At 72.0% G+C, this 26,444-nt stretch carries 25 protein-coding genes; 24 read left to right on the top strand and 1 reads right to left on the bottom strand.

Annotated elements, in window-relative coordinates; genetic code table 11:
• The first annotated feature begins 27 nt into the window (after window positions 1–27).
• Both ACZ6X9_RS25970 and ACZ6X9_RS25965 read left to right on the top strand, forming a co-directional pair.
• A complete protein-coding gene (locus tag ACZ6X9_RS25970) occupies window positions 28–474 on the top strand; it encodes a guanyl-specific ribonuclease (RefSeq protein ID WP_469780419.1) in 447 nt (148 codons plus the stop codon).
• Between the two features lie 356 nt (window positions 475–830).
• Window positions 831–1,481 (top strand): bifunctional 4-hydroxy-2-oxoglutarate aldolase/2-dehydro-3-deoxy-phosphogluconate aldolase, encoded by a 651-nt coding sequence (locus tag ACZ6X9_RS25965; protein WP_469780418.1) that lies wholly within the window; start codon window positions 831–833, stop codon window positions 1,479–1,481.
• A gap of 316 nt (window positions 1,482–1,797) precedes the next feature.
• Here ACZ6X9_RS25965 and ACZ6X9_RS25960 read toward each other — a convergent pair whose 3' ends face one another.
• The gene (locus ACZ6X9_RS25960; RefSeq protein WP_469780417.1) at window positions 1,798–2,460 is read right to left on the bottom strand and encodes a LysE family transporter; all 663 of its coding nucleotides are present in this window, start codon (window positions 2,458–2,460) and stop codon (window positions 1,798–1,800) included.
• Between the two features lie 284 nt (window positions 2,461–2,744).
• Between ACZ6X9_RS25960 and ACZ6X9_RS25955 the strand changes: the two genes are divergently transcribed.
• From ACZ6X9_RS25955 to galE, 22 genes are all read left to right on the top strand, one after another.
• Entirely contained in the window at window positions 2,745–3,494 is a 750-nt protein-coding gene (locus tag ACZ6X9_RS25955) for a GntR family transcriptional regulator (protein WP_469780416.1), read from the top strand.
• A gap of 244 nt (window positions 3,495–3,738) precedes the next feature.
• Window positions 3,739–4,749, top strand: coding sequence for a sugar ABC transporter substrate-binding protein (locus tag ACZ6X9_RS25950; protein WP_469780415.1), 1,011 nt, complete (start codon window positions 3,739–3,741; stop codon window positions 4,747–4,749).
• Window positions 4,746–5,786 carry an ABC transporter permease gene (locus ACZ6X9_RS25945; RefSeq protein ID WP_469780414.1) on the top strand — a complete coding sequence of 347 codons (1,041 nt, stop codon included), beginning with the start codon at window positions 4,746–4,748 and terminating at the stop codon, window positions 5,784–5,786. Before ACZ6X9_RS25950 ends, ACZ6X9_RS25945 begins: the two co-directional genes overlap by 4 nt.
• The gene (locus ACZ6X9_RS25940) at window positions 5,783–6,610 is read left to right on the top strand and encodes an ATP-binding cassette domain-containing protein (protein WP_469780413.1); all 828 of its coding nucleotides are present in this window, start codon (window positions 5,783–5,785) and stop codon (window positions 6,608–6,610) included. The genes ACZ6X9_RS25945 and ACZ6X9_RS25940 overlap by 4 nt, the downstream gene beginning before the upstream one ends.
• A gap of 227 nt (window positions 6,611–6,837) precedes the next feature.
• Window positions 6,838–7,959, top strand: a complete 1,122-nt coding sequence (locus tag ACZ6X9_RS25935) for an ROK family glucokinase (RefSeq protein ID WP_469780412.1) — start codon at window positions 6,838–6,840, stop codon at window positions 7,957–7,959.
• 5 nt (window positions 7,960–7,964) lie between these two features.
• Entirely contained in the window at window positions 7,965–8,531 is a 567-nt protein-coding gene (locus ACZ6X9_RS25930; RefSeq protein WP_469780411.1) for a hypothetical protein, read from the top strand.
• A 258-nt stretch (window positions 8,532–8,789) separates the two neighbouring features.
• A complete protein-coding gene (locus ACZ6X9_RS25925) occupies window positions 8,790–9,185 on the top strand; it encodes a hypothetical protein (protein WP_469780410.1) in 396 nt (131 codons plus the stop codon).
• A 19-nt stretch (window positions 9,186–9,204) separates the two neighbouring features.
• On the top strand, window positions 9,205–9,606 hold the full coding sequence (locus tag ACZ6X9_RS25920; RefSeq protein ID WP_469780409.1) for a MaoC family dehydratase: 402 nt from the start codon (window positions 9,205–9,207) through the stop codon (window positions 9,604–9,606).
• Entirely contained in the window at window positions 9,603–10,841 is a 1,239-nt protein-coding gene (locus ACZ6X9_RS25915; RefSeq protein ID WP_469780408.1) for a cytochrome P450, read from the top strand. The genes ACZ6X9_RS25920 and ACZ6X9_RS25915 overlap by 4 nt, the downstream gene beginning before the upstream one ends.
• A gap of 7 nt (window positions 10,842–10,848) precedes the next feature.
• Window positions 10,849–11,646 (top strand): 4'-phosphopantetheinyl transferase family protein, encoded by a 798-nt coding sequence (locus ACZ6X9_RS25910; protein WP_469780407.1) that lies wholly within the window; start codon window positions 10,849–10,851, stop codon window positions 11,644–11,646.
• A complete protein-coding gene (locus ACZ6X9_RS25905; RefSeq protein WP_469780406.1) occupies window positions 11,615–13,264 on the top strand; it encodes an AMP-binding protein in 1,650 nt (549 codons plus the stop codon). The genes ACZ6X9_RS25910 and ACZ6X9_RS25905 overlap by 32 nt, the downstream gene beginning before the upstream one ends.
• Window positions 13,264–14,055, top strand: coding sequence for a ferritin-like domain-containing protein (locus tag ACZ6X9_RS25900; RefSeq protein ID WP_469780405.1), 792 nt, complete (start codon window positions 13,264–13,266; stop codon window positions 14,053–14,055). Before ACZ6X9_RS25905 ends, ACZ6X9_RS25900 begins: the two co-directional genes overlap by 1 nt.
• Window positions 14,052–14,591, top strand: coding sequence for a PaaI family thioesterase (locus ACZ6X9_RS25895; RefSeq protein WP_469780404.1), 540 nt, complete (start codon window positions 14,052–14,054; stop codon window positions 14,589–14,591). The genes ACZ6X9_RS25900 and ACZ6X9_RS25895 overlap by 4 nt, the downstream gene beginning before the upstream one ends.
• A gap of 61 nt (window positions 14,592–14,652) precedes the next feature.
• A complete protein-coding gene (locus ACZ6X9_RS25890; protein ID WP_469780403.1) occupies window positions 14,653–14,916 on the top strand; it encodes an acyl carrier protein in 264 nt (87 codons plus the stop codon).
• A gap of 3 nt (window positions 14,917–14,919) precedes the next feature.
• On the top strand, window positions 14,920–15,756 hold the full coding sequence (locus ACZ6X9_RS25885) for an SAM-dependent methyltransferase (RefSeq protein WP_469780402.1): 837 nt from the start codon (window positions 14,920–14,922) through the stop codon (window positions 15,754–15,756).
• Window positions 15,757–15,766: 10 nt separating this feature from the next.
• Window positions 15,767–16,675: an acyl-ACP desaturase gene (locus ACZ6X9_RS25880; protein WP_469780401.1), complete on the top strand. Its 909-nt coding sequence runs from the start codon at window positions 15,767–15,769 to the stop codon at window positions 16,673–16,675.
• 747 nt (window positions 16,676–17,422) lie between these two features.
• Complete coding sequence (locus ACZ6X9_RS25875) at window positions 17,423–19,075, top strand: penicillin-binding transpeptidase domain-containing protein (protein ID WP_469780400.1); 1,653 nt, start codon at window positions 17,423–17,425, stop codon at window positions 19,073–19,075.
• 269 nt (window positions 19,076–19,344) lie between these two features.
• Complete coding sequence (locus ACZ6X9_RS25870; RefSeq protein WP_469780399.1) at window positions 19,345–20,124, top strand: AfsR/SARP family transcriptional regulator; 780 nt, start codon at window positions 19,345–19,347, stop codon at window positions 20,122–20,124.
• A 671-nt stretch (window positions 20,125–20,795) separates the two neighbouring features.
• Window positions 20,796–21,389, top strand: coding sequence for a BLIP family protein (locus tag ACZ6X9_RS25865; RefSeq protein ID WP_469780398.1), 594 nt, complete (start codon window positions 20,796–20,798; stop codon window positions 21,387–21,389).
• A gap of 627 nt (window positions 21,390–22,016) precedes the next feature.
• The gene (locus ACZ6X9_RS25860; RefSeq protein WP_469780397.1) at window positions 22,017–22,310 is read left to right on the top strand and encodes a heavy-metal-associated domain-containing protein; all 294 of its coding nucleotides are present in this window, start codon (window positions 22,017–22,019) and stop codon (window positions 22,308–22,310) included.
• Between the two features lie 157 nt (window positions 22,311–22,467).
• Window positions 22,468–24,756, top strand: a complete 2,289-nt coding sequence (locus tag ACZ6X9_RS25855) for a heavy metal translocating P-type ATPase (protein ID WP_469780396.1) — start codon at window positions 22,468–22,470, stop codon at window positions 24,754–24,756.
• Between the two features lie 588 nt (window positions 24,757–25,344).
• Complete coding sequence (gene galE, locus ACZ6X9_RS25850) at window positions 25,345–26,340, top strand: UDP-glucose 4-epimerase GalE (RefSeq protein ID WP_469780395.1); 996 nt, start codon at window positions 25,345–25,347, stop codon at window positions 26,338–26,340.
• The last annotated feature ends 104 nt before the right edge of the window (window positions 26,341–26,444 follow it).

Raw genomic sequence — 26,444 nt, 5'->3', positions numbered from 1 at the left:
ATGCGCTACGCGCGTCATCCTGGGCACATGAACATCCCCCACCGTTTCGCGCGCTTCGGCGTCCCGGCCGCAGTGGCCTCTTTCCTCCTCCTCGGCGCCCCCACCGCCGCGCTGGCCGGACCTGTCTCGGCCGGCACGTCCGTCTCCTCCGCCTCCTCGGTCACGGCGGGTTCGCTCGCCGCGCAGGGTGTCGGCCGCGTCTGTCAGTCCGCGCTGCCGTCGCAGGCCCACGACACGCTGGACCTGATCGAGCAGGGCGGCCCGTTCCCGTACCCCAAGGACGGCACGGTCTTCTCCAACCGTGAGGGCGTGCTGCCCAAGCAGGGCAGCGGCTACTACCACGAGTACACGGTGATCACGCCGGGCTCGCCCGACCGCGGTGCGCGGCGGATCGTCGCCGGCAAGTCCGACCACGAGGACTACTACAGCGGCGACCACTACCGGTCGTTCGCCCGGGTGGACTTCGGCTGCTGACCGTTCCTCCTTCGTCTTCCCTCTCTCTCCTCGCGTTTCTCTCGTCGTGCCGGCCGGGCGTCCGTCGCCCGGCCGGTTCCGCGTCTCTGCCGGAGCGGGACGTTCCGTAGGCGGTGCGGCAGGCCGGGCAAACCTGACGGAGCGTCAGCCGCCGCGCGCAACAGAGCAGGTGTCGTCACCCCCGGCCGCACTCCCGCACGCTCCCGGGGGCCGTTTCGCGCGTCCGGGGGACCGCGAGACGGGGTCGGATGTCAGTCCCTGCCGTTACCGTTCTCCTCGATCCGCGAACGACCCGCGAACGACCCGCGAACGCGTCGCGAACGATCCGCGCGCGAGGAGAAGGGCGGCGAACTGTCGTGTACCGCTACCGCTGGGAGATCACCCGGGCAGCGCTGGGGCAACGCGTCCTCGCCGTGGTGCGCGGTGACAGCTACGACGAGGCGACGCTGACGTCCGGCACGCTTCTCTCGGCCGGCCTCACCAGCCTGGAGATATCGCTCGCCACCCCCTTCGCCCTCGACGCCGTCGCCACCCTGGTCCGCGAGGTCGGCGACGAGGCGCTGATCGGCGCCGGCGCGGTCCTGGACGCGGCCTCCGCCCGGATGGCCGTCGAGGCCGGCGCCCGGTTCCTGGCCACGCCGGCCCTCGATCCCGAGGTGCTGCGCACCGGCCACCGTTACGGCGTCCCGGTGCTCGCCGGTGTCTCGACCCCCGCCGAGATCGTCCGCGCTCTCGAACTGGGCGCCGACGCCCTGAAACTGTTCCCCGCCGCCTGCCACCGCCCCGAGCGCGTCCGCGAGATCCGCTCTGAGCTGCCGCAGGCCGCCCTGGTCCCCAGCGGCGGCGTCGACATCGGCACCGCCCCCGAGTGGATCGCCGCCGGAGCCGTCGCCTGCGGCATCGGCAACGCCCTGGCGGAGGGGGACCGCGACGCGGTGGCCAAGCGGGTGGAAGACCTGCTCGCCCGGCTCGCGGAGGCGGCCGGCGACGGACGCGCCGTGGCGTAGCGGACGAGGCGGGGGCGCCGCGCCGCGCCCGGCGCGGGGCCGCCGGCCGGACGCAGGAGAGGGGCGGCCCCGCGCGAAAGGGCCGGCCGTGCGGGCGCGTGCGGGTGCGGGTGCGGATGCCGGACGGTCCCAGTCCGGGTGCGGGGCCCGCCGGCGGGGCCGGGGCCGGTGGGGTACGGCTGGGTCGTGGGGTACGGCTTGCCGGTGGGGTGCGTCCGTGCGGTGCCTTCTCGTCGGCGGACCGCGGGTTTCCGCGTCACCCGGGCGGCCACGGCAGAGGTGCGCGCCGGGCCCGCCGGCCGCCTGTCGATACCGCTCAGGTGGCCAGCCGGGTGCCGAACCCCACCAGCAGCGCCGCGGAGGCGGCCAGCAGGAGCAGGCCCGAGCCGGCGAGCAGCAGGCGGTAGGCGCGGGTGGTCATCCGGTCGCGGGTGCGGGCCACGAGCAGGGCGAGGAGCGCCTTGCTGCCCACGAGCAGTCCGTAGAAGGCGATCAGGAAGCCGACGGCGCCGCCGGGCCGCTCCCGCCAGGCGTCGACGAGGAGAGGCGACCCCGTCGTCATCCAGAAGATCCACGGGTGCGGGCTGAGGAGGTTGACCGCCACGCCCTGCCGGACGGTCCGCCGGTCGGCGGCGGCCCGGGGAGCGGCGTTCGGGGCGGGGGAGGCCTCGGGGCCGGGAGGGGCGGCCGGCCGGGGCAGCTCGGCCGTCCGGGCCTCCCGCAGTGTGGCGCAGGCCGGCCAGAGGAGGAGGAGACCGCCGACGAGGCCGCCCGCCGCGACCGCGCGGTCGGGGAGCGCGGAGAGCACGGTCACCGAGAGCGCGATCACCGGCAGGTCGGTGAGCAGCGGTACGGCCGCCACCCGCAGCCCGACCCCGAGCCCACCGCGCAGGGTGCCCGACAGGACCAGGGCCAGCAGGGGGCCGGGGCTGACTCCCGCGCTCAGGCCGAGCGTCAGCCCGAGGGCCAGGACCTTCATCCGTGCTCCCTCCCGTGGAATCCGTGCCGCGCGTGGCGCGTGGGGCGGGGTGCCCCCGGCCCCTCCCCCGGAGGGGGCGCCCCCGCTCTCACCGTTTCTCACGGGGACACGCCCCCGCAACCCTCGAACGCGCCTGTGGGGCGTGTCCTCATGTCCGGACAAACGAACCTCCGGACAAGCAAACCTCCGGACAACCGAACCTCCGGACAAGCAAACCTCCGGACAACCGAACCTCCGGACTTCCGGACTTCCCGTCATCAGGTCCCCCCGCTACCCTCCAGCGAGTGGCGAAGCACCGACCCCTCCAGTTCTCCCTGGACCGCAGCAGTCCCGTCCCGCTCTACTACCAACTGGCCCAGCAGCTCGAAGCCGCCATCGAACAGGGTGGGCTCGCCCCCGGCAGCCTGCTGGGGAACGAGATCGAGCTGGCCGCGCGGCTGGGGCTGTCGCGGCCGACCGTCCGGCAGGCGATCCAGTCGCTCGTCGACAAGGGGTTGCTGGTGCGCCGCCGCGGGGTCGGCACGCAGGTCGTGCACAGCCAGGTCAGGCGCCCCCTGGAGCTCAGCAGCCTCTACGACGACCTGGAGGCCGCCGGGCAGCAGCCCGCCACCCTGCCGCTGAGCCGCACCGTGGTGCCCGCCGCTGGCCGGGTCGCCGCCGCGCTGGGGGTGCCCGAGGGGACGGACGTCGTGTACGTCGAGCGGCTGCGCCTGGCCCACGGGGAGCCCGTGGCGCACCTGCGCAACCACCTCCCCGCCGGCCTGCTCGACCTGGACGGGGACGTGCTGGCCGGGACGGGCCTGTACCGTCTGATGCGCTCCGCCGGCCTCACGCTGCACAGCGCCCGGCAGACCATCGGCGCCCGCGCCGCCACGGCCGAGGAGGCCGAGCGGCTCGCGGAGCCGGCCGGTGCGCCGCTGCTGACGATGGAGCGGACGACGTTCGACGACACGGGACGGGCCGTGGAGTTCGGCTCGCACCTCTACCGCGCCTCCCGCTACTCCTTCGATTTCCAGTTGCTCGCCCGGCCGTGAGACGTGCTCGCCCGGCCGTGAGACGGCCCGGTGGCGCCGCCGGAGATCGTCCGGTCGACAGAATGTTCTGACAAAGTATTGACGTGGTGTGGCGCACACCACTAGAACACCTGCACACCGCACCGGGCCGCCGGGGAAAGCCCCGCCGGACGACCGTGACGGATCGTGACGGATACTTGGGCGGTCGGGCCCGCGGGACCGGGGTCCGGCCGCACCGTGACAGACAGTGGAAGGGCAAGTCCTCGTGGCAAGGGTTCGGACAGGCGTACGTGCGGTGAGCGCCGTGCTGGCAGCGGTGCTCGGCGCCACCCTGGCGGGGTGCAGCAGTACGGGCGGCAAGCGCGCCGAGGAGCGGGCCGCCAAGGCCGCCCAGGGGCGCGCGGCGGTCGACACGCCCCGGTGGACCTTCGCGATGGTCACCCACTCGGGCGATGGCGACACCTTCTGGGACATCGTGCAGAGCGGTGCCAAGCAGGCGGCGGCGAAGGACAACATCAAGTTCCTCTACGCGCATGACGTGGAGGGGAACAAGCAGGCCCAGAGCGTCCAGGCCATGATCGACCAGAAGGTCGACGGCCTGATCGTCTCCCTCGCCAAGCCGGACGCCATGAAGGACGTCGTGGCCAAGGCGGTGAAGGCCGGCATCCCGGTGATCACGGTGAACTCGGGCTCGGACAAGTCCAAGGAGTTCGGCGCCCTCACCCACATCGGCCAGGACGAGGTCATCGCCGGCGAGGCCGTCGGCGAGCAGCTCAACCAGCGCGGGAAGAAGAAGGCCGTCTGCGTTCTGCACGAGCAGGGCAACGTCGGCCACGAGCAGCGCTGCGAGGGCGTGAAGAAGGCGTTCAAGGGCGAGGTGGTGAACCTCTACGTCGAGGGCACCAACATGCCCAACGTCCAGTCCTCCATCGAGGCCAAGCTCCAGTCCGACAAGGACGTGGACGCCGTCGTCACGCTCGGCGCCCCCTTCGCGCCGACCGCGAAGAAGGCCGCCGAGCAGGCCGGCAGCAAGGCCGAGGTGGACACCTTCGACCTCAACGCCAAGGTCGCCGACGCCCTCCAGGACGGCTCCCTCGGCTTCGCCGTCGACCAGGACCCGTACCTCCAGGGCTACCAGGCCGTCGACCTGCTCTGGCTGTACCGCTACAACCGCGACATGCTCGGCGGCGGCCGTCCGGTCCTGACCGGCCCGCAGATCGTCACCAAGGACGACGCCAAGGTCCTGGCCGAGTACACGAAGCGGGGGACGCGATGAGCAGCACCACCGCCCCCGCCCCCGAGGCCGCCCCGCGGGTCAGGAGCTGGCCGCGCCGGGTGCTCGGCCGGCCCGAGCTGGGTTCGGTCGTCGGCGCCGCCGCCGTCTTCCTCTTCTTCGCGATCGTCGCCGACTCGTTCATGACCGCGCCCGGCCTCTCCACGGTGCTGTACGCGTCGTCGACCATCGGCATCATGGCCGTCCCGGTGGCGCTGCTGATGATCGGCGGCGAGTTCGACCTGTCGGCCGGTGTGATGGTGACCAGCTCGGCGCTGGTCTCCTCGATGTTCAGCTACCAGATGACGGCCAACGTGTGGGTCGGCGTCGGCGTCTCGCTGCTCGTCACCCTGGCCATCGGCTTCTTCAACGGCTTCGTGCTGACCCGCACCAAACTGCCCAGCTTCATCATCACGCTCGGCACGTTCCTGATGCTCACGGGCCTCAACCTCGGCTTCACCAAGCTCATCAGCGGCACCGTCTCCACCAAGACCATCGGGGACATGGAGGGCTTCGACTCCGCCCGCGCCCTGTTCGCCTCCCACTTCACCCTCGGTGACGTGGACCTTCAGGTCACCGTCCTGTGGTGGATCGGCCTGGTCGCCGTGGCCACCTGGGTACTGCTGCGCACCCGCGCCGGCAACTGGGTCTTCGCGGTCGGCGGCGGCGTGGACGCGGCCCGCGCGGTCGGCGTCCCGGTCCGGCGCACCAAGATCGGCCTGTACATGGCGGTCGCGTTCTGCGCCTGGGTCTCCGGCCAGCACCTGCTGATGTCCTACGACGTGGTGCAGTCCGGCGAGGGCGTGGGCAACGAGCTGCTCTACATCATCGCGGCGGTCATCGGCGGCTGCCTGATGACGGGCGGCTACGGCTCGGCCATCGGGTCGGCGGTCGGCGCGTTCATCTTCGGCATGACCAGCAAGGGCATCGTGTACGCGCAGTGGAACCCGGACTGGTTCAAGTTCTTCCTGGGCGCGATGCTGCTGCTGGCGACGCTGCTCAACGCCTGGGTACGGAAGCGCGCGGAGGCCAGCAAATGAGCGCTCTGGTCAGACTGGCCGGCGTCGGCAAGGACTACGGGAACGTCCGGGCCCTGGACGACGTCTCGCTGGAGGTCCACGCGGGCGAGATCACCTGTGTGCTGGGTGACAACGGCGCCGGCAAGTCCACCCTCATCAAGATCATCGCGGGGCTGCACCGGCACGACGCCGGCACCTTCGAGATCGAGGGCGAGGAGGTCCGGCTGGGCTCCCCCCGGGAGGCCCTGGACCGGGGCATCGCCACGGTCTACCAGGACCTCGCCGTCGTCCCCCTGATGCCGGTGTGGCGGAACTTCTTCCTGGGCTCGGAGCCCACCAAGGGCCGGGGCCCGTTCCGGCGTCTCGACGTGGCCGCCATGCGCGAGACCACCCGCACCGAGCTGGCCCGCATGGGCATCGAGCTGCACGACGTCGACCAGCCCATCGGCACCCTCTCCGGCGGTCAGCGGCAGTGCGTGGCCATCGCCCGCGCCGTCCACTTCGGGGCGAAGATCCTGGTGCTGGACGAGCCGACGGCCGCGCTCGGCGTCAAGCAGTCGGGCGTCGTCCTGAAGTACGTGGCCGCCGCGCGCGACGCGGGCCTCGGTGTGGTGCTGATCACCCACAACCCGCACCACGCCTACCTGGTCGGCGACCGGTTCGTGCTGCTCAAGCGGGGTGCGATGGCCGGCAGCCACGCCAAGGCCGACATCGCCCTGGACGAGCTCACCCGGCAGATGGCGGGCGGCAGCGAGCTGGAACAGCTCAGCCACGAACTGGAACGGGCCCCCGCCCCCGACCTGGCGGCACACAAGACCGACGGCGCCCCCGGCGAGGACGCCTAGCCACCCCGCGGGGCCCGGCACCGGAAGCGGTGCGGGCCCCGTCGTCCGTCGTGCGCCCGTTGTGCGGCGGACACCGCCGGTGAGGCACAATCGGCGACGCGGGCAGCGTCCGCACCGACCGTATCCGCGAGGCCCCCGGCCTCCCGAGACCACCGCAGGGACGACGACCTCGTGCGAGCACGACCCCGAGCAGCCGCCGGAGCCCCCCGAGGCACGGAGGTGCCGCGATGAGCATCTACCGCGAGCGGGTCTACCGGGGCTCCGCACGAGCCACCGTCCTCCGCACCGCCGGATCGCGCGAACGGCGCTCCCACCTCACCGCGCCGCGGGTGCCCACGGTCGGCATCGACATCGGCGGCACCAAGGTCATGGCGGGCGTCGTGGACGCCGACGGCACGATCCTGGAGAAGCTGCGCACCGAGACGCCGGACAAGTCCAAGAGCCCCAAGGTCGTCGAGGACACCATCGTCGAGCTGGTCCTCGACCTCTCCGACCGGCACGACGTGCACGCCGTCGGCATCGGCGCGGCGGGCTGGGTGGACGCCGACCGCAACCGCGTCCTGTTCGCCCCGCACCTGTCCTGGCGCAACGAGCCGCTGCGCGACCGGCTGGCCGGCCGGCTGGCCGTCCCCGTCATGGTCGACAACGACGCCAACACCGCCGCCTGGGCCGAGTGGCGCTTCGGCGCCGGCCGGGGCGAGGACCACCTGGTGATGATCACCCTGGGGACCGGGATCGGCGGCGCCATCCTGGAGGACGGGCAGGTCAAGCGCGGCAAGTACGGGGTCGCGGGCGAGTTCGGGCACATGCAGGTCGTCCCCGGCGGCCACCGCTGCCCGTGCGGCAACCGCGGCTGCTGGGAGCAGTACAGCTCCGGCAACGCGCTCGTCCGCGAGGCCCGCGAGCTGGCCGCCGCCGAGTCCCCGGTGGCGTACGGGATCATCGACCGCGTCGGCGGGAACATCCCCGAGATCACCGGCCCGCTCATCACCGAGCTGGCCCGCAACGGCGACGCCATGTGCGTCGAGCTGCTCCAGGACATCGGCCAGTGGCTGGGCGTCGGCATCGCCAACCTCGCCGCCGCCCTCGACCCGTCCTGCTTCGTCATCGGCGGCGGCGTCAGCGCCGCCGACGACCTGCTGATCAACCCCGCCCGGGACGCCTTCCGCCGCCACCTCACCGGCCGCGGCTACCGCCCCGAGGCCCGCATCGTCCGCGCCCAGCTCGGCCCCGAGGCCGGCATGGTCGGCGCCGCCGACCTCGCCCGGCTGGTGGCCCGCCGCTTCCGGCGCGCCAACCGGCGCCGCGTCGAACGGTACGAGCGGTACGCCAAGGCCGGCCGCGGGTGATCACCATGGAGCACACGGACCGCGAGGGGACCGCGGAGACCCCCGGAGGCACCCCGGACGGCCCCCGCCCGCGCCGCTGGCTGAAGCCGCTGATCGTCTTCCTGCTCGTCGCCATCCCGGCCGGCTACCTCTACATCTCCGCCCTCCAGAGCCGCAACGGCAACGGTGACAAGCAGGAGGAGCACACCGTCACCGGCCTGGAGGAGGGCTGGCCCTCCCGGCTCCAGCGCCGGCTCTACGAGGTGACCGTGCCGGCGGACGCCGAGAACGTGGCCCACTACGAGACCAACTCCTGGAAGTCCAGCTCCCTCTTCCTCCAGTTCACCACCACCGGCGACAAGTTCGGCCAGTGGCTGAACGACCACGGCATGAACCCCTCCGAGCTGGAGGACGGCGACGTCACCATCGACGAGGAGGAGGCCGACACCGTCGGCTGGAAGTTCGACGACAAGCACCACTGGAAGGGCACGGTCCGCGAGGAGGACAAGCCCAAGCCCACCATCGAGGTCACGGCGAACTTCGACGACCCGCGGTACCCGCGGGTGTTCGTGGTGTCGACGACGAGTCCCTGACGGGACTTCGGGCCGCGGAGCCGGGCGGAAGTGGAACCGGAAACTTCGCCAACTGCCCGGCCCACCTGCGGAGTTGGCTATTCCGTGGGCTTGGTCCGTTTCTGTGCGCAGGGTGGCGAGTGACGCGGGCCACACTTGTGGATCGCTCGTTCAATCCTTCCCGCCGTACCGGCATGATGACGCCCGGGCGGTTGCCTACTCGCAGGTAAGCATGTCGGCTGCCTTTCACCACGTCGTTCTTCAGCGCCGGAGGGGAAGTTGTCGATCACCATCAAGAACGCCACCCATGGCGAGATCTCCGTCGGCACCGTGTTGACGTGGACGAAGCGGTACACCGACGAGGAAGTGCGCGAGTTCCACGCCCTGAGCGGCGCACCGGCCGGCCCGTTGCCCGAACACCTGCCCTACCTGCTGGCCGTCGCGCCGCTGACCAAGCTCGGCGGCGACCTCGACTACCTGTCCCGGCGGATGGACTGGACCTCCCACCGCCCGATCGCACGGAACGAGGAGATCACCGCCGAACTGGAGGTCACCCACCTGGAGCCGGCCGGAGCCGGAGTGGGGATGACCAAGATCGCGTTCGACGCCCGCATCCGATGCGGGGACGAACTGGTGATCAGCGGCCGCAGCAAGGGCCTCATCGTCGGCGCGTAGACAGAACGGAGGCAACGCCGTGACCATCACCCGCACCGCCACAGCCGTCTTCGGCCCCGAGGACATCGACGCCTGCGCCCGCCTCACCGGCGACCAGGGCGCACACCACATGGCCGGTCTCGGAGACCGCCGGATGACCCAGGGCATCCTCACCCTCACCGCCGTCCCCCTGCTCGCCGAGCCCGGGGCACACCTGCGGGAGGTCTCCCTCACCTTCCTCGCCCCGGTCCACGCGGGGGACACCGTCACCGCGACCGTCCACGCCACCGAGACCGAGCGCGAGGGCGTCGAACTCCCGCCGGACCGGGCCCTGTTCCGCTACGAGCTCAGCGTGGTCGGCGGCGACGGCAAGCCGGTCCTGACCGGCACCGGCCTCGCCGAACTGCCCCGCACGCCGGACGACGGGAACCGGGCGCCATGACCGCCCCCGATCCCGTCGGCCGATTAGAGCTGCTCAGCCCCGAGGTCTTCACCGACCCGTACCCCACCTACGCCCTGCTGCGCGACCACGCGCCGGTGCACTGGGACGACCGGCTCAACGGCTTCCTGCTGACCCGCTACACCGACGTCCACGCGGCGCTCCGCGACCACGAGACGTTCTCCTCCCGCCGGATCGGCCTGCTGGTCGCCCGCGGCGGGGCCACCCCCTCACCCGAGATGCGGCGCTTCGTCGACCTCGCCTCGCAGTGGATGTGGATGCTCGACCCACCCCGGCACACCCGCGTGCGCAAGCTGATGAACCAGGGCTTCAGCCCGCGCGACGTCCGGTTACTGGAGCCCCGGGTGGCGCGGATCGTCGAACGGCTGGTGGACGCCCTGGTGGAGAAGGAAGAGGTCGACCTGATCCCCGACCTCTGCTACCCGGTGCCGGCCGGCGTCCTGCTCGCCCTCTACGGCCTGCCCGAGGAGGACGGCGCGCTGCTCACCCAGTGGTGCGACACCCTCAAGGTCTTCCTCGGCGGCGCCCCGGACCTCGTGGCCACCCACGGCCCGGCCGCCGAGTCGCTGCGGCGGATGATGGACTACCTCGGCGCGGTGATCGCCGAACGCCGGCGGACGCCCGGGGACGACCTGATCTCCCGTCTGGCGCACGCCGAGGAGGACGGCGAGCGGCTCGGCGACGAGGAACTCTGCTCCAACCTGCTCCTCCTCCTGGTGGCCACCTACGAGACCACCATCGACATGCTCGGCAACGGGCTGCGCGGACTGCTCACCCAGCGCGACCAGTGGGAGCTGATCAAGGCGGAGCCGCGGCGCATCCCGGCCGCCGTGGACGAGATGCTGCGCTGGGACGGCCCGGTGCAGCTCACTCACCGCCTGGCCACCCGTGACGTCGCACTGCACGGCACCGTCATCCCCGAGGGCGCGCTCGTCTACCTGGTGCGGGGGTCGGCCAACCGCGACCCCGCGCACTTCGCCGACCCGGACCGGATCGACGTCACCCGCACCGAGACGGGTCACGTCGCGCTCGGCACCGGCGTCCACTACTGCATCGGCGGCGCCCTGGCCAAGGTCGAAGGGGCGTGTGTGCTCGACGAGTTGACCCGTCGGACCCCCGACCTCGCGCTCCGCCCGGACCGGCCCCACCGCTGGCGCGCGGACAACCTGCAGTTCCGGGGGATGTCCACGCTGCCCGCGACGACCGGAAGGACGTAGATCCGCCATGGAGCCCGCGACGGGGGTCGTGCTCCACCTCCACCTGGCAAACCTCACCGCCGTCCGCACGGCGGCACAGCGGCTGCCGCCCGCCCTGCCCGTGCCCGAACGCGCGGCGCTGGACGCCCGGTACGCGCCGGGCGGCAGGCGTCTCCAGGCGCACGCCTCCCGGCTGCTGCTCCGGGCCGTGCTGGCCCGGGCCACCGGACTGCCGGCGCACCGGGTGCCCGTCGTCACCGACGCCGACGGCCGTCCCGAACCGGTGGGCGGGACCTACGCCAACGTCAGCCACGACAGCGGTCTGCTCGCGCTGGTGACCGGGCCCGGCCCGTGCGGGATCGACGTCGAGGACACCCCGGAGGGCGCGCTGCGCGAGGTCGCCGGCCGCTTCTGCGGGGAGGCCGACCACGCGCTGCTCGCGGCGCCGGGCGGGGCCCGACGGCTCTGGGCGGCCAAGGAGAGCGCGGCCAAGGCCCTCGGCCGGGGGCTGCGTGCCGGGCTCCGCTCGATCCACTTCGCCGGCCATCCGGGCCGGCACTGGGCCGAGGTCGCCTGGCGCGGCCGGCCGGCCGGGCTGCGCACGCGCGCCCTGGACCTCGGCACCCGGCACCTCGCGGTCACCACCGCGACGGCACCCGCGGCCGTCCGCCTCACCTGGTGGACGCCCCGGCCCGCCGACGACCACTGGGACCTGCGCCCGGCGGCACCCGCCGGCCGGCACCCACACCGCACAGCGAACGACCGACGACACGCACACGAGACGGGGGCGGACGATGGACGGACCCACGCTGCACGCGGCGCTTGACGCGGTGACCGCCGAGCACGGGGAGGTGACCGTCGACTTCCCGGCCGAAGGCGTCGCGCTCACCCTCGCCGAAGTGGCGGCCCGATCCCGGCGGTTGGCGGCCCACCTGCGTGAACGGGGCATCGGCGAGGGCGACCGGGTGGGCGCGCTCTCCACCAACGAACCGGACTTCCTGCTACTCCTCTTCGCGCTCAGCCGGCTCGGCGCCTGCGTCTGCCCGCTGCCGGTGAACCGCCGCGAGGGCGGCACCGACAAGCTGCTGAGCGTGCTGGACGACGCCGGCATCAAGGACGTGGTGGTCTCCACCCGGCTGGCCTCGATGGTGCCGTTCGTCGAGCAGGCGCTGCCGGACCGCCGGGTGCTCGCGGCCGCCGCGTTCCCGGCCGGCGGCGACGACGAGGTGGACGGTGCCGAGGTGGCCGCCGAGCGCGAGGTCGTCCTCCAGTACACCTCGGGCAGTACCTCCCGCCCGAAGGGCGTCCGGCTCACCCACGCCCATGTGCTGGCCACGCTGCGGGCCATCCGGCACGGCATCCGGCTCACGCCCGCCGACCGCAACTCCAGTTGGCTGCCGCTCTTCCACGACATGGGGCTGTTCGGGACCCTCACCGGCATGCTCACCGGCGTACCGTGCACGATCTGGCGGCCCTCCGCCTTCGTCAAGGACCCGGCGGGCTGGCTGCGGCGGTTCGCCGACGGCGGCTACACCATCAGCCCCATGCCCAACTTCGCCTACGACTACCTGGTGGAGGCGGTGCCCGCCGAGGAGGCCGGGTCCTACGACCTGTCCCGCTGGCGGGTGGCCTTCAACGGCGCCGAACCCATCGCCGTGGACTCCCTGGAGACCTTCTTCCGGCACTTCGCCCCGGCCGGCTTCGACCCCCGGTCCATGCTGACCGTCTACGGCCTGGCGGAGGCGACCCTGGCGGTGACCTTCCCCCCGCTGGGCCGGGGCCCGCGCTTCGACTGGGTGGACCGGGAGGAGCTCGCCGAGCAGGGCACGGCACGGCCGGTCGACCGCACCGCGCCCGCCGCGCGCGGCCTGGTGAGCGTCGGCGCCCCGGTGCTGGGCATGGACGTCAGGATCGCCGGCCCGGACGGCACCGTCCTCGGCGAGCGGACGGCCGGCGAGGTGCAGTTGCGCGGCGCCTCCGTCACCCCGGGGTACGTCGACGGCACCGGCACGCTCGCCCAGCCGTTCAGCGCGGACAACTGGCTGCGCACCGGCGACCTCGGCTACCTCGCCGACGGCGAGCTGTTCATCACCGGGCGCGGCAAGGAGATGCTGATCCTGCGCGGTGTCAACCACTACCCGGACGACGTCGAGAGCGCCGTGCGCACCGACCCGGCCGTGCACCGGCGGCGCTGCGTGGCCTTCGTCCACCACGACTCCGGCCGGGAGTCCATGGTCCTGGTCGCCGAGACCGCTCTCCCCGAGGCGGAGCACGCCGGGGCGGCCGGCCGGCTGCGCGGCCTGGTCCGCTCCGCCCTCGGGCTGGAGGACCTGCGGGTCATCCTCGCCGCACCCGACTCCCTGCCCCGTACGACCAGCGGAAAGCTGCAACGACTCGCCGCCGCCCAGGAATTCGCGGACAGCCAGGACAGAGGGACCGACTGATGCACACCTACGAGGTTTTCACCCGGTATGAGCGCAACCACTGGAAACTGACCGACATCGACTTCTCGGCGGTCCGCAAGGACCTGGTCAAGCCCGAGTACGTGACGATCGCCAAAAGCGCCGTGATGGGCGAGTCCAATGTGATCGCCGCCGTGCACGGCTTCCTCAACGAGTTCGTCGACGACTACGACTTCTCGACCTTCGCGGTGGTCTGGGGCAACCAGGAGGTCCAGCACCACTACATGTTCAAGGCCTGGCTGGACGCCGTCGGCGAGAAGGTGGACGACGACGCGGTGGCGGCCATGCGGGCGCCCTACGACCCGGGCACCACGCCCTCCGCGACCCTGGCCACCAACATCATCTCCGAGCTGACCGTCAACCACATCTACCGCCGGGTGGCGCACGCGGTGGAGGAGCCGGTGCTCAACACCCTGCTGCTGAACGCCAGCCGCGACGAGGCCGGTCACGCCCGGGAGTTCATCCACTTCTGCAAGGAGCGGCTGGCCCGGCACCCCGAGGAGAAGGCATCGGTGCTGGAGACGCTGTACGTCTACACGGCGGACAAGCGGATCAAGCACCCGGTCGGCATCTTCAAGAGCAACCTGACCGAGCTGGCGGACCACGAGACCATCGACACCGCCTTCGACCTCTTCCTGGAGCAGGTGGCCGACGCCGACGAGCTGCTGGAACTCCAGGCCAAGATCCGCCGGGTGTTCGGGACCATCCTGGAGCTCGACCTGTCGAGCAACGGCAAGGTGCGCCGCGCGCTCGCCGAGGTGATCGCCGTATGACCGGGCCCGTCGCGGCGGGAACGGCCGGTACACCGGTGGAGCTGCCCTGGCGGGTGCTGCCGGACTACCAGTGCTTCGGCTGCTCGCCCGCCAACGACCGCGGCCTGCGGTTGCGCTTCACCCACACCGCGGACGGCGGCATCGACTGCGCCTTCACCCTGGACCGCACCTTCGAGTCCTACCCGGGTGTGGTGCACGGCGGGCTGTCCACCACGATCTGCGACGAGATCATGGGCAACCTGCTCGTGCTGCGGCTGGGCGTCTCGGTCTTCACCACCAGCCTGCGCACCCGCTACGTCGAGCCGCTGGCGGTCGGCGCGGACTACCGCTGCACCGCGAACACCGGGGCGGCGGCGGGCGACACGGGCCCGTACCAGGTCCACGCCGAGATCGCCGACGCCGACGGCCGGGCCGTCGTCTTCGCCACCGGCACCTACCAGCCGGTGACACCGGAGCAGGCCAAGACCCGGATGGCCATGTCCGACGACGAGGCCCGGCTGGTCGACCGGGCACTCGCCGAGCTGCGCACCACCTGACCATCCCCTGTGCGAGAGCCCCGTACGAGGGCCGTGAGAACGTGAACGAGGAGAGACAGACATGGCCGAGACCATGACCAAGGACGCCATCGTCACCACCGTGACCGAGCTGGTGGCCGCCGAGTTCGGCCGGCCCGCGGCCGAGCTGACCCCCGGGCTGGACCTCACCACGGTCGAGGGCGCCGACTCGGTGAAGGTGCTGCGGGCCGTCGCCCGGATCGAGCGGGCCTTCGACGTCGAGCTGGAGGACGACCAGGTCTTCGGCTTCAAGACGATCGAAGAGGTGGCCGGTGCGGTCGCCGCCCTGGTCGCCGAGCGGGGCTGACCGGTGACGACCACGGAGGCGAAGACCAACCAGCACTACGACCAGGATCCGCGGATCTTCGGGCTGTACCTCGACCGGACCCGCAAATACAGCGCCGGCATCTACCGCGAGGACGGGGACACCCTCGACCAGGCGCAGCAGAACAAGCTGCACTTCGTCGCGGACCGGCTCGCCATGGCGCCGGGCAAGCGGCTGCTGGACATCGGCTGCGGCTGGGGTTCGCTGGTCCTCTTCATGGCGGCCGAGTACGGCGCCACCACGGTCGGCGTCAGCCCGGCGCCCAACCAGCACGCGTACATCGCCGCAAAGGCGGCCGAGGCGGGCGTGGCCGACCGGGTGTCCACCCGGATCGGGCGGATCGAGGAACTGGAGCCGGAGCCGCGCTCGTTCGACGCGATCACCATGCTCGGGTCGATCGTCCACATGCCCGACCTCGACGCCGTCTACCGCAAGGCGTGGAACGCCCTCAAGCCGCGCGGCCGGATGTACGTCTCCGAGAGCTGCTACCGCAACGCCGCCAAGCGCGCCGCGTTCGCCGAGCGGGAGAACTCGGTCTTCGTCCGGGACGCCATCTTCGGCTGGGGTGACATGCGCCCGCTGTCCGAGCTGGTGTGCGGGGCGGAGAACGCCGGCTTCTCGGTCGTCGCCGTGGACGACCTGACGGAGAACTACCGCCGCACCATCGAGGACTGGCTGGCCAACATCGAACGCTCGGCGGACCGACTGGACGAGATCGAGTCCGGCCTCTCCGAGCGGTTGACCCGGTATCTGCGGACCGCCAACGCGGGGTGGGGCTTCACCACCAAGCACTACGCGCTGACCCTGCAGAAGTCCCGGTGACGGGGGCGCCATGACCGACGCCGGAACCCCCGCACCGTCCACCCTCCAGCCCGCCGACCGAGAGGCCGCCCAGGCCGCCGGCCCCCTGCTGCCCGCCTCAGACGTGGACGCGGCGGTCGGCGCCTTCCTGCGCACCTCCCCGCCGGCCAACCGCTGGGACGTCGACTTCAGCTTCGACTGGTCCCGGGCCGACGCCGGCCGGCTGACCGAGGGCGAGCGGTCCGCCGTGCAGTTCATCACCATCATCGAGGACCACCTGCCCGGTTACTTCGCCCTGTACGAACGGAACTTCCCGGTGGACGACAGCGTCGACCGGGAGACCTTCGTCCACAACCGGGAGCTCTACCATTTCACCGTGCGCTGGGCCCATGAGGAGGACACCCACGCGCGCGTCCTGTCCCGCTACCAGGTCGCCACGGGCCTGGCGGCCCGGGAGGAGCTGTGGGACACGCTGGCGGAGGAGGGGCGCAAGCACTTCGACCTGCCGTACGAGCAGGCCGTGCAGTTCTTCACCTATCCGCTGGTCCAGGAGAAGGCCACCCAGATCTACTACCAGCACCTGCGCCAAGTGGTCGGCGATCCGCTGCTCAAGGAGATCCTGGTCCGGCTCAGCAGGGACGAGGCCCGGCACTTCTCGTTCTTCGCCGACATGGTCCGGCTCTACCTCCAGCGCTACGGCGACGCCGTGGTGGACCCCATCCGCGAGGTGATCGCCGAGTTCCGGATGCCGCTCGCGGACACCATCCGCGGGTACTGGCGCTGGGCCCTCAAGATCGCCGACACCGCCCGCTACGACCACACCGAGGCGTACGACCACCTGGTGAAGGTGGTCAACCGCGCGGTGGACGCCAAGTCGGACAAGGTGGAGGAGCTCGTCTCCTTCGTCACGTCCTGCGGCGCCCTGCACGCCCGGCCCTGACCCCGCCCGCCACGAGCTCCGCGCCCCGACGAGGGCGCGGGGCCCGTCGCGTCCCGCCGTCGCCACGACCGCCCTACGCGCCTCGCCCCCGCTCCTGCGCGCCGGCGGGGTCGGTCGTCCGGGCCGGCTTCGGGCGGCCGGCAAGGAGCCGACGCGGCCATGTACTTCAGTGTCGGCGCCGGGCCCCCCGAGGCCGTGTGCCGACACGGGATCGGGCTGATCGCCACGGACTGGGACGCCGGCTTCCGAGCCGAGTACGGCTTCCTCGCGCCCCTGGCCGGCGGCCGGCAGATCCGGCGTGACGAGGGCCGGTCGATCCCCCTCCCACCCGTATCGGCGGAACCGGGCGAAGAGCGGCCGGGGAGCGGCCGGAGACGGGCCGGAGAGCGCGGGACGGGCCGGCGGCGGAGGGCCGGAGGCCGGCGCGAGGGCGCCGGGAGCGGGCGCGGGCCGGTCGCGATCCGGCCACTTCCCTCCGAAAATTTGGTCGAAAAATACGGCGATTCCTTCAGAGGTCTAGACCGCGAAGGTGGGAGATGCATGTCTTGTGCCGGGATTGCCTGGTGTCGGCACCCGATAAATCCCGGTCAAGCTGGCCCGCGTTTTTCCGATCTTGTCGCTTCCATGTCATTCGTACCGGACGGTTCGTCGGCCTTGTCCATTGTCGCGACGTCTTCATCCGGGGAACTGTCCTGATCGCTTCCCGTGGGGCGGTCAGGCAAGCGCCCGCTGCATAATCTCGGGTTCATGACGTCTAACCGATCTTCCGGCGACTATGCGCGGCCGCATCGTCGGCGCTCCCGCGGTTCGTTGATCGTCACGACGTGCGTCGGGCTGGCCGCGGTCGTGGGGATCGGCTACTGGGGCTACGACACGGTGCTCGCGGGCGGGGACGCGGACGATCCGCAGGTGGCGGACGCGACCAAGGCGCTGCAGGGCTTCCTGGACGCCTGGGAGGCCGGCGACGCGCGGCGGGCCGCCCAGCTCACCGACACCCCGGACGGCGCCGAATCGCTGATCAAGTCCGTCATGACCAATCTCAAGCCGTCCAAGACCGATATCGCGGCCGGTGACGGCGACCGCGCAGCGGAAGGGGAAGTGGTAATTCCCTTTACTGTGAAGATGGCCCTCCCCGGAGCCGGTGACTACTCCTGGCGCTCCCAGGCGAAAGTCGTCGGGGGCGACGAAAAATGGAAGATTAAATTCCAAACGGAGACGATTCATCCGGACATGGTCCCGGGACAGACGCTCGCCCTGAACTCCCGTGAAAGGGCCGCCATCCTGGACGCCGGTGGCCGGGAACTGCGGGCCACCTCCCTCGTCGGAGTCGTCGACACCGCGACCGGCAAGGGCACGTCGGGCCTCCAGGCCCGGTACGACGAACAGCTCACCGGCCGGTCGGGCGCCGCCAAGTCGGTCGTGATCGTCAACCGGGAGTCCGGCCGGGTGGTGAAGAACCTCACCGGGACCGAGGGGGGCGGCGGCAAGCCGGTGCGGACCACCATCGACCCCAAGGTCCAGGAGGCCGCCGCCAAGGCGCTCAGCGACGTCAAGAAGAACGCCGCCATCGTCGCCGTCGACCCCGGCAACGGCCACATCCTGGCCGCCGCCAACATGCCCGGGGGTATGAACCGCGCGCTGGAGGGCCGTTACCCGCCCGGCTCGACCTTCAAGGTCGTCACCGCCGCCGCCCTGCTGAAGCAGGGCATGAAACCGGACGACCGCGCGGACTGCCCCAAGTTCGCCCACGTCAACGGGCAACGCTTCGAGAACCAGGACCAGTTCACGCTGCCCCCGGGCTCCACCTTCCGGGACAACTTCGCCCACTCCTGCAACACCTTCTTCGTCAACTCCCGTGGCAGGCTCTCCCCGGAGAGCCTGCACGACAGCGCGGCGGCCTTCGGCATCGGCGGCCGGTGGGACGTCGGGACGACCACGTACGACGGCAGCGTGCCCGTCACCGGAAGCGACAACGAGAAGGCCGCCTCGACCATCGGACAGGCCCGGGTGCAGGCGTCCCCCCTCGTCATGGCATCGATCGCCGCCACGGTGAAGGAGGGCACCTTCAAGCAGCCCGTTCTCGTGCCCGACGCGGTCCGCCGCCGGCACGAGGCATCCGCCCGACTGGACCCTGGTGTCGTCGACGCTCTGCGTGGCATGATGCGCGCGACCGTCACGGACGGCGCCGGCCGGGCCCTGAAGGGCGTCCCCGGCGCCCCGCACGCCAAGACGGGCACCGCGGAGTTCGGCACCGAGACCCCACCGCGCACCCACGCGTGGATGATCGGTTACCAGTCGGACCGGAACCTGGCGTGGTCGGTCCTGCTGGAGGACGGCGGTTCCGGCGGCCGGGACGCCGGCCCCGTCGCGGCGAAGTTCCTCGGGAACCTGACGGGCTGACGCCCCGGATGCCTCCCGGGAAGAGCCGGCGTCGGCGCGGGGCCCCGGTCCCGCGGCGGTGCGGCTCTTCGAAGCGGTTCTTGTCGAAGCGGTTCTTGTCGAAGCGGTTCTTTCGAACGGTTCGGTGTTTCCTGCTCTCTATCCGGTTTTTGATCATCGATTGTGACAGGTGTGACGACCTTGGAGCAGTGTTCCGGGGAACGGCGTCCGTGGTGCGCACCCCCTCCTGTTCAGGGCACGACCTGTCCACGACGCGGGGGATTATCACGATGAGTACGTGGAATGGCGTGACGGTCCGGCTCCTCGGCACGGTGAGCTTCCTGAAGGACGGGGTGCCCGTCCCCCTCCAGGGCCAGCGGCAGCGGCGCTTCCTCGCCTGCCTGGCCCTGCGGAACGGGCAGGTGGTGTCCAAGGAGGCCATCAGCGAGGACTCTTGGGACGGCGAGCCGCCGCTCACCGTCTCGGGACAGCTCCAGACCTCCGCCTGGATGGTCCGCAAGGTCCTCACCCAGGCCGGGGTCCCCCGCGACGTGCTCGTGTCGCACGACCGCGGCTACGAACTGCGGATGGCCCACGAGGCCGTCGACCTGTTCGTCTTCCGGGAAGCCGTGAACAGCGCACGGGAGTCGTACCAGCGCGGCCGGTACGCCGACGCCGCCGCACGCCTCGACGCGGCGCTGGCCCTCTGGCGCGGGCCCGCCCTCGCCGATGTCACCTCCGGCCGCCTGCGGCTGAAGGCGGAGGCGCTGGAAGCCGAGCGGACCTCGGCGGTCGAGCTGCGCGCCCAGACGGACATCGGCCTCGGCCGCCACTCCGAGGCGATCAAACGGCTATCGGAACTGATCGATCGCGATCCCTTCCGTGAGGACCTGTACGTCAGCCTGATGAAGGTCTATTACGCGGAAGGCCGGCAGACCGACGCGATCCAGGTCTTCCACGAGGCGAAGAGAATCCTGCGCGAGCAGATCGGCGTCAATCCGGGCGCCCGCATGACGACGGTGATGCAGGCCATCCTGCGGCAGGACGAACGCATCCTGCGCGTCGGCTGATCCCCGCGCGTCGAACCGCCCCTGGCGCACCGGCTGAGGCGAACGCTCCCGCGCCTCGGCCGGACGGGCGGGGGAAACCGCCGTTCACCGGGCACGCCCGCTTCCGGCAAGCGCACGATCCACGCGACACGACTGCTGTTCCAGGCAAGGGATGGGTGTCCCGACGGCCGCCGTCACGGTGCTCCTGCTTCCTTCGGGGCACCGCGACCGTCCGGCGCTTCGTGGGCACCGCGACCGTCCCGGACGATATTACCGGCGGCGCCGCCGTGCTTTCGCATCGACCCGCCTTTCGGGGGACGGGTGACTCAAAACCGCCACCCCGTACGCCGGTTGTCATAGGTCCGCCACCGCTCGAAGCGGTGTGGAACGGCAAAGCGGAACGGCAAGGCGGCAGGCACGGTGGCGGGTCGGCGAGCGGTACTCAAAGGGGTCCTGGCGGCATCGGGTTCCGTGGCGGCGGGGACGGCGGTGTCGGTCGCACTGCCCCCGGAGTACGGGCGCGGCGGCCCGTACTCCGCCTCCGTCCGGCTCCGCCGGCTGGGAGATCGTCCTCGACGGCGGCCCTGGCCTGACCGGCTGTCCGGCCCCCCCCTTCGAGACAGGCCGGAGAGCGCCGTCCGGGAGGATGTGCCGCGTTCCCGAAGTGACTTACGAAAAAAGGGGTGTTCGGAATGGCCGTACTGCGACGGGCGGTGGCATGGGCCATGGCGGCGGTGGCGGGGGCGACGGTGCTCGGCACCGCCTCCACCGCCCAGGCCGGTGCCCAGGCGGAGGAGAAGTTCAGCTTCACGGCGGAGAAGTTCACCGCGGTCCGGTTCGGTATGGACAAGGCCGACCTGTTCCGGTTGCTCGGTGTGGGCCGGACCCGTCCCGGCTCGGCCGAGGGGTGGTGCGAGGACGACGGCAAGGCCGTCCTCTGCATGGCCAAGTCCGACGACTACGCGCCGTACGGCACGTTCTCGTACAACGCGGACGGCAAGGTCTGGCGGAAGCACCACGAGCTCCTCTTCAAGCCCAAGGCCCCCTCCATCAGGCTCGCCCAGTACAACAAGGCGCAGCGGGGCATGACCGAGGAGCAGCTCTGGTCGGTCGTTCCCCGGGACTCGTGCGTGCTCCAGGACGAGGAATACCCGAACTGGCCGTCCACGACCGGCCGGACGGTCATGTACTGGTGCACGTCCGGCACCCAGTTGTTCGCGCCGAACGCGCGCTTCTACCTCACCGACGGCAAGCTGAGGGACAAGTACCAGTCCGACCTGACCTGACGCTCCCCGCCTTTCCCCGCCGCGCGGCCCCGGAGAAGTCCGAGATCACCGGAAGAGCCCGACCGACGAGCACGGGCCGCCTACCGGCGTACGTGAGGGAAAGGGTGATGGGAATGTTCGCATTCCGCCGGAAGGCGGCCGTGTGGGCCGCGGCGGGGGTGGCGGCGGGAGTGGCGGTGCTCGGCACGGCCGCGGGCGCGCAGGCCGGACCCCCAGCGCGTGGTTCCACCTCACCGACGGCAAGGTGACCTACAAGCACCAGCGCGACCTCGTCTGACACCCGCACCCGCACCCGCACACGGCACGACGGCCACCGCGCCGGACCGGCGACCACCGGACCGGGGCGGTGGCCGTCGGCGTGTCCGGGCGCGGGGGAAGGGTGTGTCGCCGGGCCGAGAGGGCGTGGTCCCTCCGTGCGGGCCGCGAGGTGCGGCGCTCTCCCGCTCCCCGCCTCCTGCTCCCCGCCTCCCGCCTCCCGCGCGGCGTCGTGTGACGCGTCGCGGTTTACCGCTTCCCAGATACCCCCCAGGGGTATATGTTTGGTTCAACAGGAAGCGCCGGGCACGGTCCCGGCGCCTCTCGGACGACGTGCGCACCCCGCGCACCGACGAAGCGAAGGAAGCGGCCATGACCTCCCAGACGGACTCCGGCTCCTGCTGCACCCCCGCCGGCACCTGCGGCTCCGGTTCCCCTGCCGGTGTCCGGGGCGGCGTCACCACGGTCTACAAGGTGACCGGCATGACCTGCGCCCACTGCGAGGGCTCGATCTCGCGGGAGGTCTCCGCCCTGGCGGGCGTGGTCTCCGTCGAGGCCGTGGCCGCCACCGGCCTGGTGACCGTCACCTCCGCCGGCCCGCTGGACGACGAGGCCGTCCGCGCCGCCGTGGACGAGGCGGGCTACGAGCTCGCCGGCCGCGTCTGAGCCACCCCCCGAGAGGCCCAGGGGCGGCTCGGAATCCCCGAGGCACCCCGAGCCCCCGCGATACCCCCACCCCGTACACCGTTCCCGGTACCGCCGGATCGTGCCGCTCCCCTGATAGGGACGCCCGCAGCCCCGGCCCTCCTCCAGGAGACTCCGTATGACCAGCACCGCTCCCGAGAAGGCCCCGGCGCCCGCCGCGGCCGCCTCCGAAGTCGAACTCTCCATCGGCGGCATGACCTGCGCGTCCTGCGCGGCGCGCATCGAGAAGAAGCTCAACCGCATGGAAGGCGTCACGGCGACGGTCAACTTCGCCACCGAGAAGGCGAAGGTCTCCTACGGGCCGGGGACCGGGATAGCCGAGCTCATCGCCACCGTGGAGAAGACCGGTTACACCGCCCAGGAGCCGCCGAAGCCGAAGCCGGCGGCGGCCGGGACGGCCGGGGCCGCCGAGGCCGCCGAGACCGAGGCGAGTGACGGCGGGGAGACCGGCGCTCTGCGGCAGCGGCTGCTGGTCTCGCTCGTCCTCGCGGTACCGGTCGTGCTGATGGCCATGGTCCCGGCCCTGCAGTTCGACAACTGGCAGTGGCTGTCCCTGACCCTGGCCGCCCCGGTGGTGGTGTGGGGCGCCCTGCCCTTCCACAAGGCCGCCTGGACCAACGCCCGGCACGGGGCCGCGACGATGGACACGCTGGTGTCCATCGGCACGCTCGCCGCGCTCGGCTGGTCGCTGTGGGCCCTGTTCTTCGGCCACGCAGGCATGCCGGGCATGCGGCACGGCTTCGACTTCTCGGTCTCGCGGGCGGACGGCTCGTCCTCCATCTACCTGGAGGCCGCGGCGGGTGTCACCGCCTTCATCCTGGCCGGGCGCTACCTGGAGGCGAAGTCCAAGCGCAAGGCGGGCGCGGCCCTGCGGGCGCTGCTGGAGCTGGGCGCCAAGGACGTCGCGGTCCTGCGCGACGGCCGCGAGGTCCGCATCCCCGTGGGGGAGCTGGCGGCCGGTGACCGGTTCGTCGTACGCCCCGGCGAGAAGATCGCCACCGACGGCACGGTGGTCGAAGGCGGTTCGGCCGTCGACGCCTCGATGCTCACCGGCGAGTCCGTCCCCGTCGACGTCACCGTGGGCGACGCCGTCACCGGCGCCACCGTCAACGTCTCCGGCCGGCTGGTCGTCGAGGCCACCCGGGTCGGCTCGGACACCCAACTGTCCCGCATGGCCCGACTGGTCGAGGACGCCCAGAACGGCAAGGCCGCCGTCCAGCGCCTGGCCGACCGCATCTCCGGCATCTTCGTCCCCGTCGTCCTGCTGATCGCCCTCGGCACCCTGCTCACCTGGCTGTTCGCGACCGGCGACGCCACCGCCGCCTTCACCGCCGCCGTCGCCGTGCTGATCATCGCCTGCCCCTGCGCCCTGGGCCTCGCCACCCCCACCGCCCTCATGGTCGGCACCGGCCGCGGCGCCCAGCTCGGCATCCTGATCAAGGGCCCCGAGGTCCTGGAGTCCACGCGCCGGGTCGACACCGTCGTCCTGGACAAGACCGGCACGGTCACCACCGGCAAGATGGCGCTGCACGAGGTCGTCACCGCCCCCGGCGTCACCGAGCAGGACCTGCTGCGGCTGGCCGGCGCCCTGGAACACGCCTCCGAACACCCCATCGCCCGTGCCATCGCCGACGGCGCCGCCGCTCGCACCGGCGCCCTCCCCGTCCCCGAGAGCTTCGAGAACATCGCCGGCCTGGGCGTCCAGGGCGTCGTGGACGGACACGCCGTCCTCGTCGGCCGCGAGAAGCTCCTCGCGGAGTGGGTCATCGAACTGCCCGCCGAGCTCGCCGCCGCCAAGGCGACCGCCGAGGCGGAGGGCCGCACGGCCGTCGCCGTGGCCTGGGACGGCGAGGCCCGCGGCGTCCTGACGGTCGCCGACGCCGTCAAGGACACCAGTGCCCGCGCCATCACCGAACTCCGCCGCCTCGGCCTCACCCCCGTCCTGCTGACCGGCGACAACAAGGCCGTCGCCGAGGCCGTCGCCCGGGAGGTCGGCATCGACGAGGTCATCGCGGAAGTCCTGCCGCAGGACAAGGTCGACGTCGTCAAGCGACTGCAGTCCGAAGGCCGTTCGGTCGCCATGGTCGGCGACGGCGTGAACGACGCGGCCGCCCTGGCCACCGCGGACCTCGGCCTGGCCATGGGCACCGGCACGGACGCCGCCATCGAGGCCGGCGACCTCACCCTCGTCCGCGGCGACCTGCTGGTGGCCGCCGACGCGATCCGGCTCTCCCGCCGCACCCTCGGCACCATCAAGGGCAACCTCTTCTGGGCCTTCGGCTACAACATCGCCGCCCTGCCCCTCGCGGCGGCCGGCCTGCTCAACCCGATGATCGCCGGCGCGGCGATGGCCTTCTCCTCGGTCTTCGTGGTCACCAACAGCCTCCGGCTGAGGACCTTCTCGTAAGCCGTGAGCGGCGTGAGCCGTGAGCGGCGTAAGACGCGCGGAGCGACCCCGACGTACAGACGCCAGACGCTCCAGACCGGCCGGTGGCCGCATCCGAAGTTCCCCGGATGCGGCCACCGGCTTTTCGGCGTCGTGGTCCGGCCCCGGCCGGCCGGCGGCTGTCGCGTACGGCCGGGGCACCTGCCGTCGTCCGGGACCGCACGGGAGCCCGGGGCGGCAGCTACCCGTCCCGGAAGCGGCCGCGGTTCCCGGTCTCCCCGCGCTCGCCCGACGAGCCGGCGCAGGAGACGTGATGAGCCCTCCCCGGCGTGCCGCGACGGCGGACCACGGGCGAGCCGGTGGTTCGTCCCCGACGCCCCGCGCCACCGCCCAGCCCGAGCCGGTCGCACTTACCGAGCTTGTCGGGCCTGATCTGCCCGGCCGAGGGCGACAGACCTCCGTCAGCCGCCCGCACCACCCGGCCGGAGACCACTGCCGGGCAGACACCGGAGCCGGCGTGCCCAGGGTGATCCACTCTGTCGGTAGGCTGCGGAAGCTCCCTGAATGATCACGCAGTTGACCCCGTGTTCTCCCTGTGGAGGGTTCACCATGAAGGTTCTCGTGGCCGGCGGCGCCGGCTTCATCGGCAGCACCGTCGCCTCCGCCTGTCTCGACGCCGGTATCCGTCCCGTAATCCTCGACAGCCTGGTGACGGGACGGCGCGAGTTCACCGAGGGGCGGGACTTCTACGAGGGGGACATCGCGGACGGCCCGCTGGTGGACCGCGTCTTCAGGGAGCACCCGGACATCGAGGCCGTCGTCCACTGCGCCGCCCTGATCGTGGTGCCCGACTCGGTCGCCGACCCGGTCGGCTACTACCGGGCGAACGTCGTCAAGAGCCTCGACTTCGTCTCCCACCTCCTGCGCAACGGCTGCGAGCGGCTGATCTTCAGCTCCTCCGCCTCCATCTACCGCGCCAACGACGACCTGACCGTCGACGAGGACTCCGCCGTCGACCCGCGGAGCCCGTACGCCCGCACCAAGGCGGTGTGCGAGGCCATGTTCGCCGACATCGCCGCCACGCAACCCCTCCGCGTGCTCTCCCTGCGCTACTTCAACCCCGTCGGCGCCGACCCCAAGATGCGCACCGGGCTGCAGTTGCGACGCCCCAGCCACGCCCTGGGCAGGATGATCCTCGCCCAGGAGGAGGGCGTCCCGTTCCCCGTCACCGGCACCGGGTACCCCACCCGCGACGGGTCCGGCATCCGGGACTACATCCACGTCTGGGACCTGGCCGCCGCCCACCTGGCCGCCCTGGAGGCGTTCGACGACCTGCTGACCGGCGGCACGACCTCCCTGGCCGTCAACCTGGGCACGGGCACCGGGACGACCGTGCGCGAACTCCTCGACGCGTTCAACAGCGTGACCGACCGGCCGATCGCGTCCGTCGACGCCCCGGAACGCCCCGGCGACGTGGTGGGCGCCTACACCCGCAGCGACCGCGCCCGCCGGCTCCTCGGCTGGCAGGCGCGGTACCCGGTCGCCGAGGGCATCCGCCACTCGCTGCAGTGGGCGGCCCGGCGCGACGAGATCCTCGCACCGTAGACGGACGGCGCTCCGTCCGGCGTTCACGCACTCCGCAATCCGCACTCCGCACTCATGCACTCCGCGCTCCGGCACTGCCGGCGGCCGAAACCCGTACCGTCCCG

Source organism: Streptomyces sp. NPDC052910 (assembly GCF_055585605.1).
Note: the sequence above shows the minus strand (reverse complement) of the source record. Positions and strands in the feature narration are given on the sequence as shown.

Bases quoted from the DNA above. Each gene is read 5' to 3' on its own strand.
- ACZ6X9_RS25875 (WP_469780400.1), top strand. From the start codon at position 17,423: ATGACGTCTAACCGATCTTCCGGCGACTATGCGCGGCCGCATCGTCGG.
- ACZ6X9_RS25870 (WP_469780399.1), top strand. From the start codon at position 19,345: ATGAGTACGTGGAATGGCGTGACGGTCCGGCTCCTCGGCACGGTGAGC.
- ACZ6X9_RS25890 (WP_469780403.1), top strand. From the start codon at position 14,653: ATGGCCGAGACCATGACCAAGGACGCCATCGTCACCACCGTGACCGAG.
- ACZ6X9_RS25935 (WP_469780412.1), top strand. From the start codon at position 6,838: ATGAGCATCTACCGCGAGCGGGTCTACCGGGGCTCCGCACGAGCCACC.
- galE (WP_469780395.1), top strand. From the start codon at position 25,345: ATGAAGGTTCTCGTGGCCGGCGGCGCCGGCTTCATCGGCAGCACCGTC.
- ACZ6X9_RS25945 (WP_469780414.1), top strand. From the start codon at position 4,746: ATGAGCAGCACCACCGCCCCCGCCCCCGAGGCCGCCCCGCGGGTCAGG.
- ACZ6X9_RS25895 (WP_469780404.1), top strand. From the start codon at position 14,052: ATGACCGGGCCCGTCGCGGCGGGAACGGCCGGTACACCGGTGGAGCTG.
- ACZ6X9_RS25910 (WP_469780407.1), top strand. From the start codon at position 10,849: ATGGAGCCCGCGACGGGGGTCGTGCTCCACCTCCACCTGGCAAACCTC.
- ACZ6X9_RS25930 (WP_469780411.1), top strand. From the start codon at position 7,965: ATGGAGCACACGGACCGCGAGGGGACCGCGGAGACCCCCGGAGGCACC.
- ACZ6X9_RS25860 (WP_469780397.1), top strand. From the start codon at position 22,017: ATGACCTCCCAGACGGACTCCGGCTCCTGCTGCACCCCCGCCGGCACC.
- ACZ6X9_RS25970 (WP_469780419.1), top strand. From the start codon at position 28: ATGAACATCCCCCACCGTTTCGCGCGCTTCGGCGTCCCGGCCGCAGTG.
- ACZ6X9_RS25915 (WP_469780408.1), top strand. From the start codon at position 9,603: ATGACCGCCCCCGATCCCGTCGGCCGATTAGAGCTGCTCAGCCCCGAG.
- ACZ6X9_RS25905 (WP_469780406.1), top strand. From the start codon at position 11,615: ATGGACGGACCCACGCTGCACGCGGCGCTTGACGCGGTGACCGCCGAG.
- ACZ6X9_RS25960 (WP_469780417.1), bottom strand. From the start codon at position 2,460: ATGAAGGTCCTGGCCCTCGGGCTGACGCTCGGCCTGAGCGCGGGAGTC.
- ACZ6X9_RS25900 (WP_469780405.1), top strand. From the start codon at position 13,264: ATGCACACCTACGAGGTTTTCACCCGGTATGAGCGCAACCACTGGAAA.
- ACZ6X9_RS25855 (WP_469780396.1), top strand. From the start codon at position 22,468: ATGACCAGCACCGCTCCCGAGAAGGCCCCGGCGCCCGCCGCGGCCGCC.
- ACZ6X9_RS25865 (WP_469780398.1), top strand. From the start codon at position 20,796: ATGGCCGTACTGCGACGGGCGGTGGCATGGGCCATGGCGGCGGTGGCG.
- ACZ6X9_RS25940 (WP_469780413.1), top strand. From the start codon at position 5,783: ATGAGCGCTCTGGTCAGACTGGCCGGCGTCGGCAAGGACTACGGGAAC.
- ACZ6X9_RS25880 (WP_469780401.1), top strand. From the start codon at position 15,767: ATGACCGACGCCGGAACCCCCGCACCGTCCACCCTCCAGCCCGCCGAC.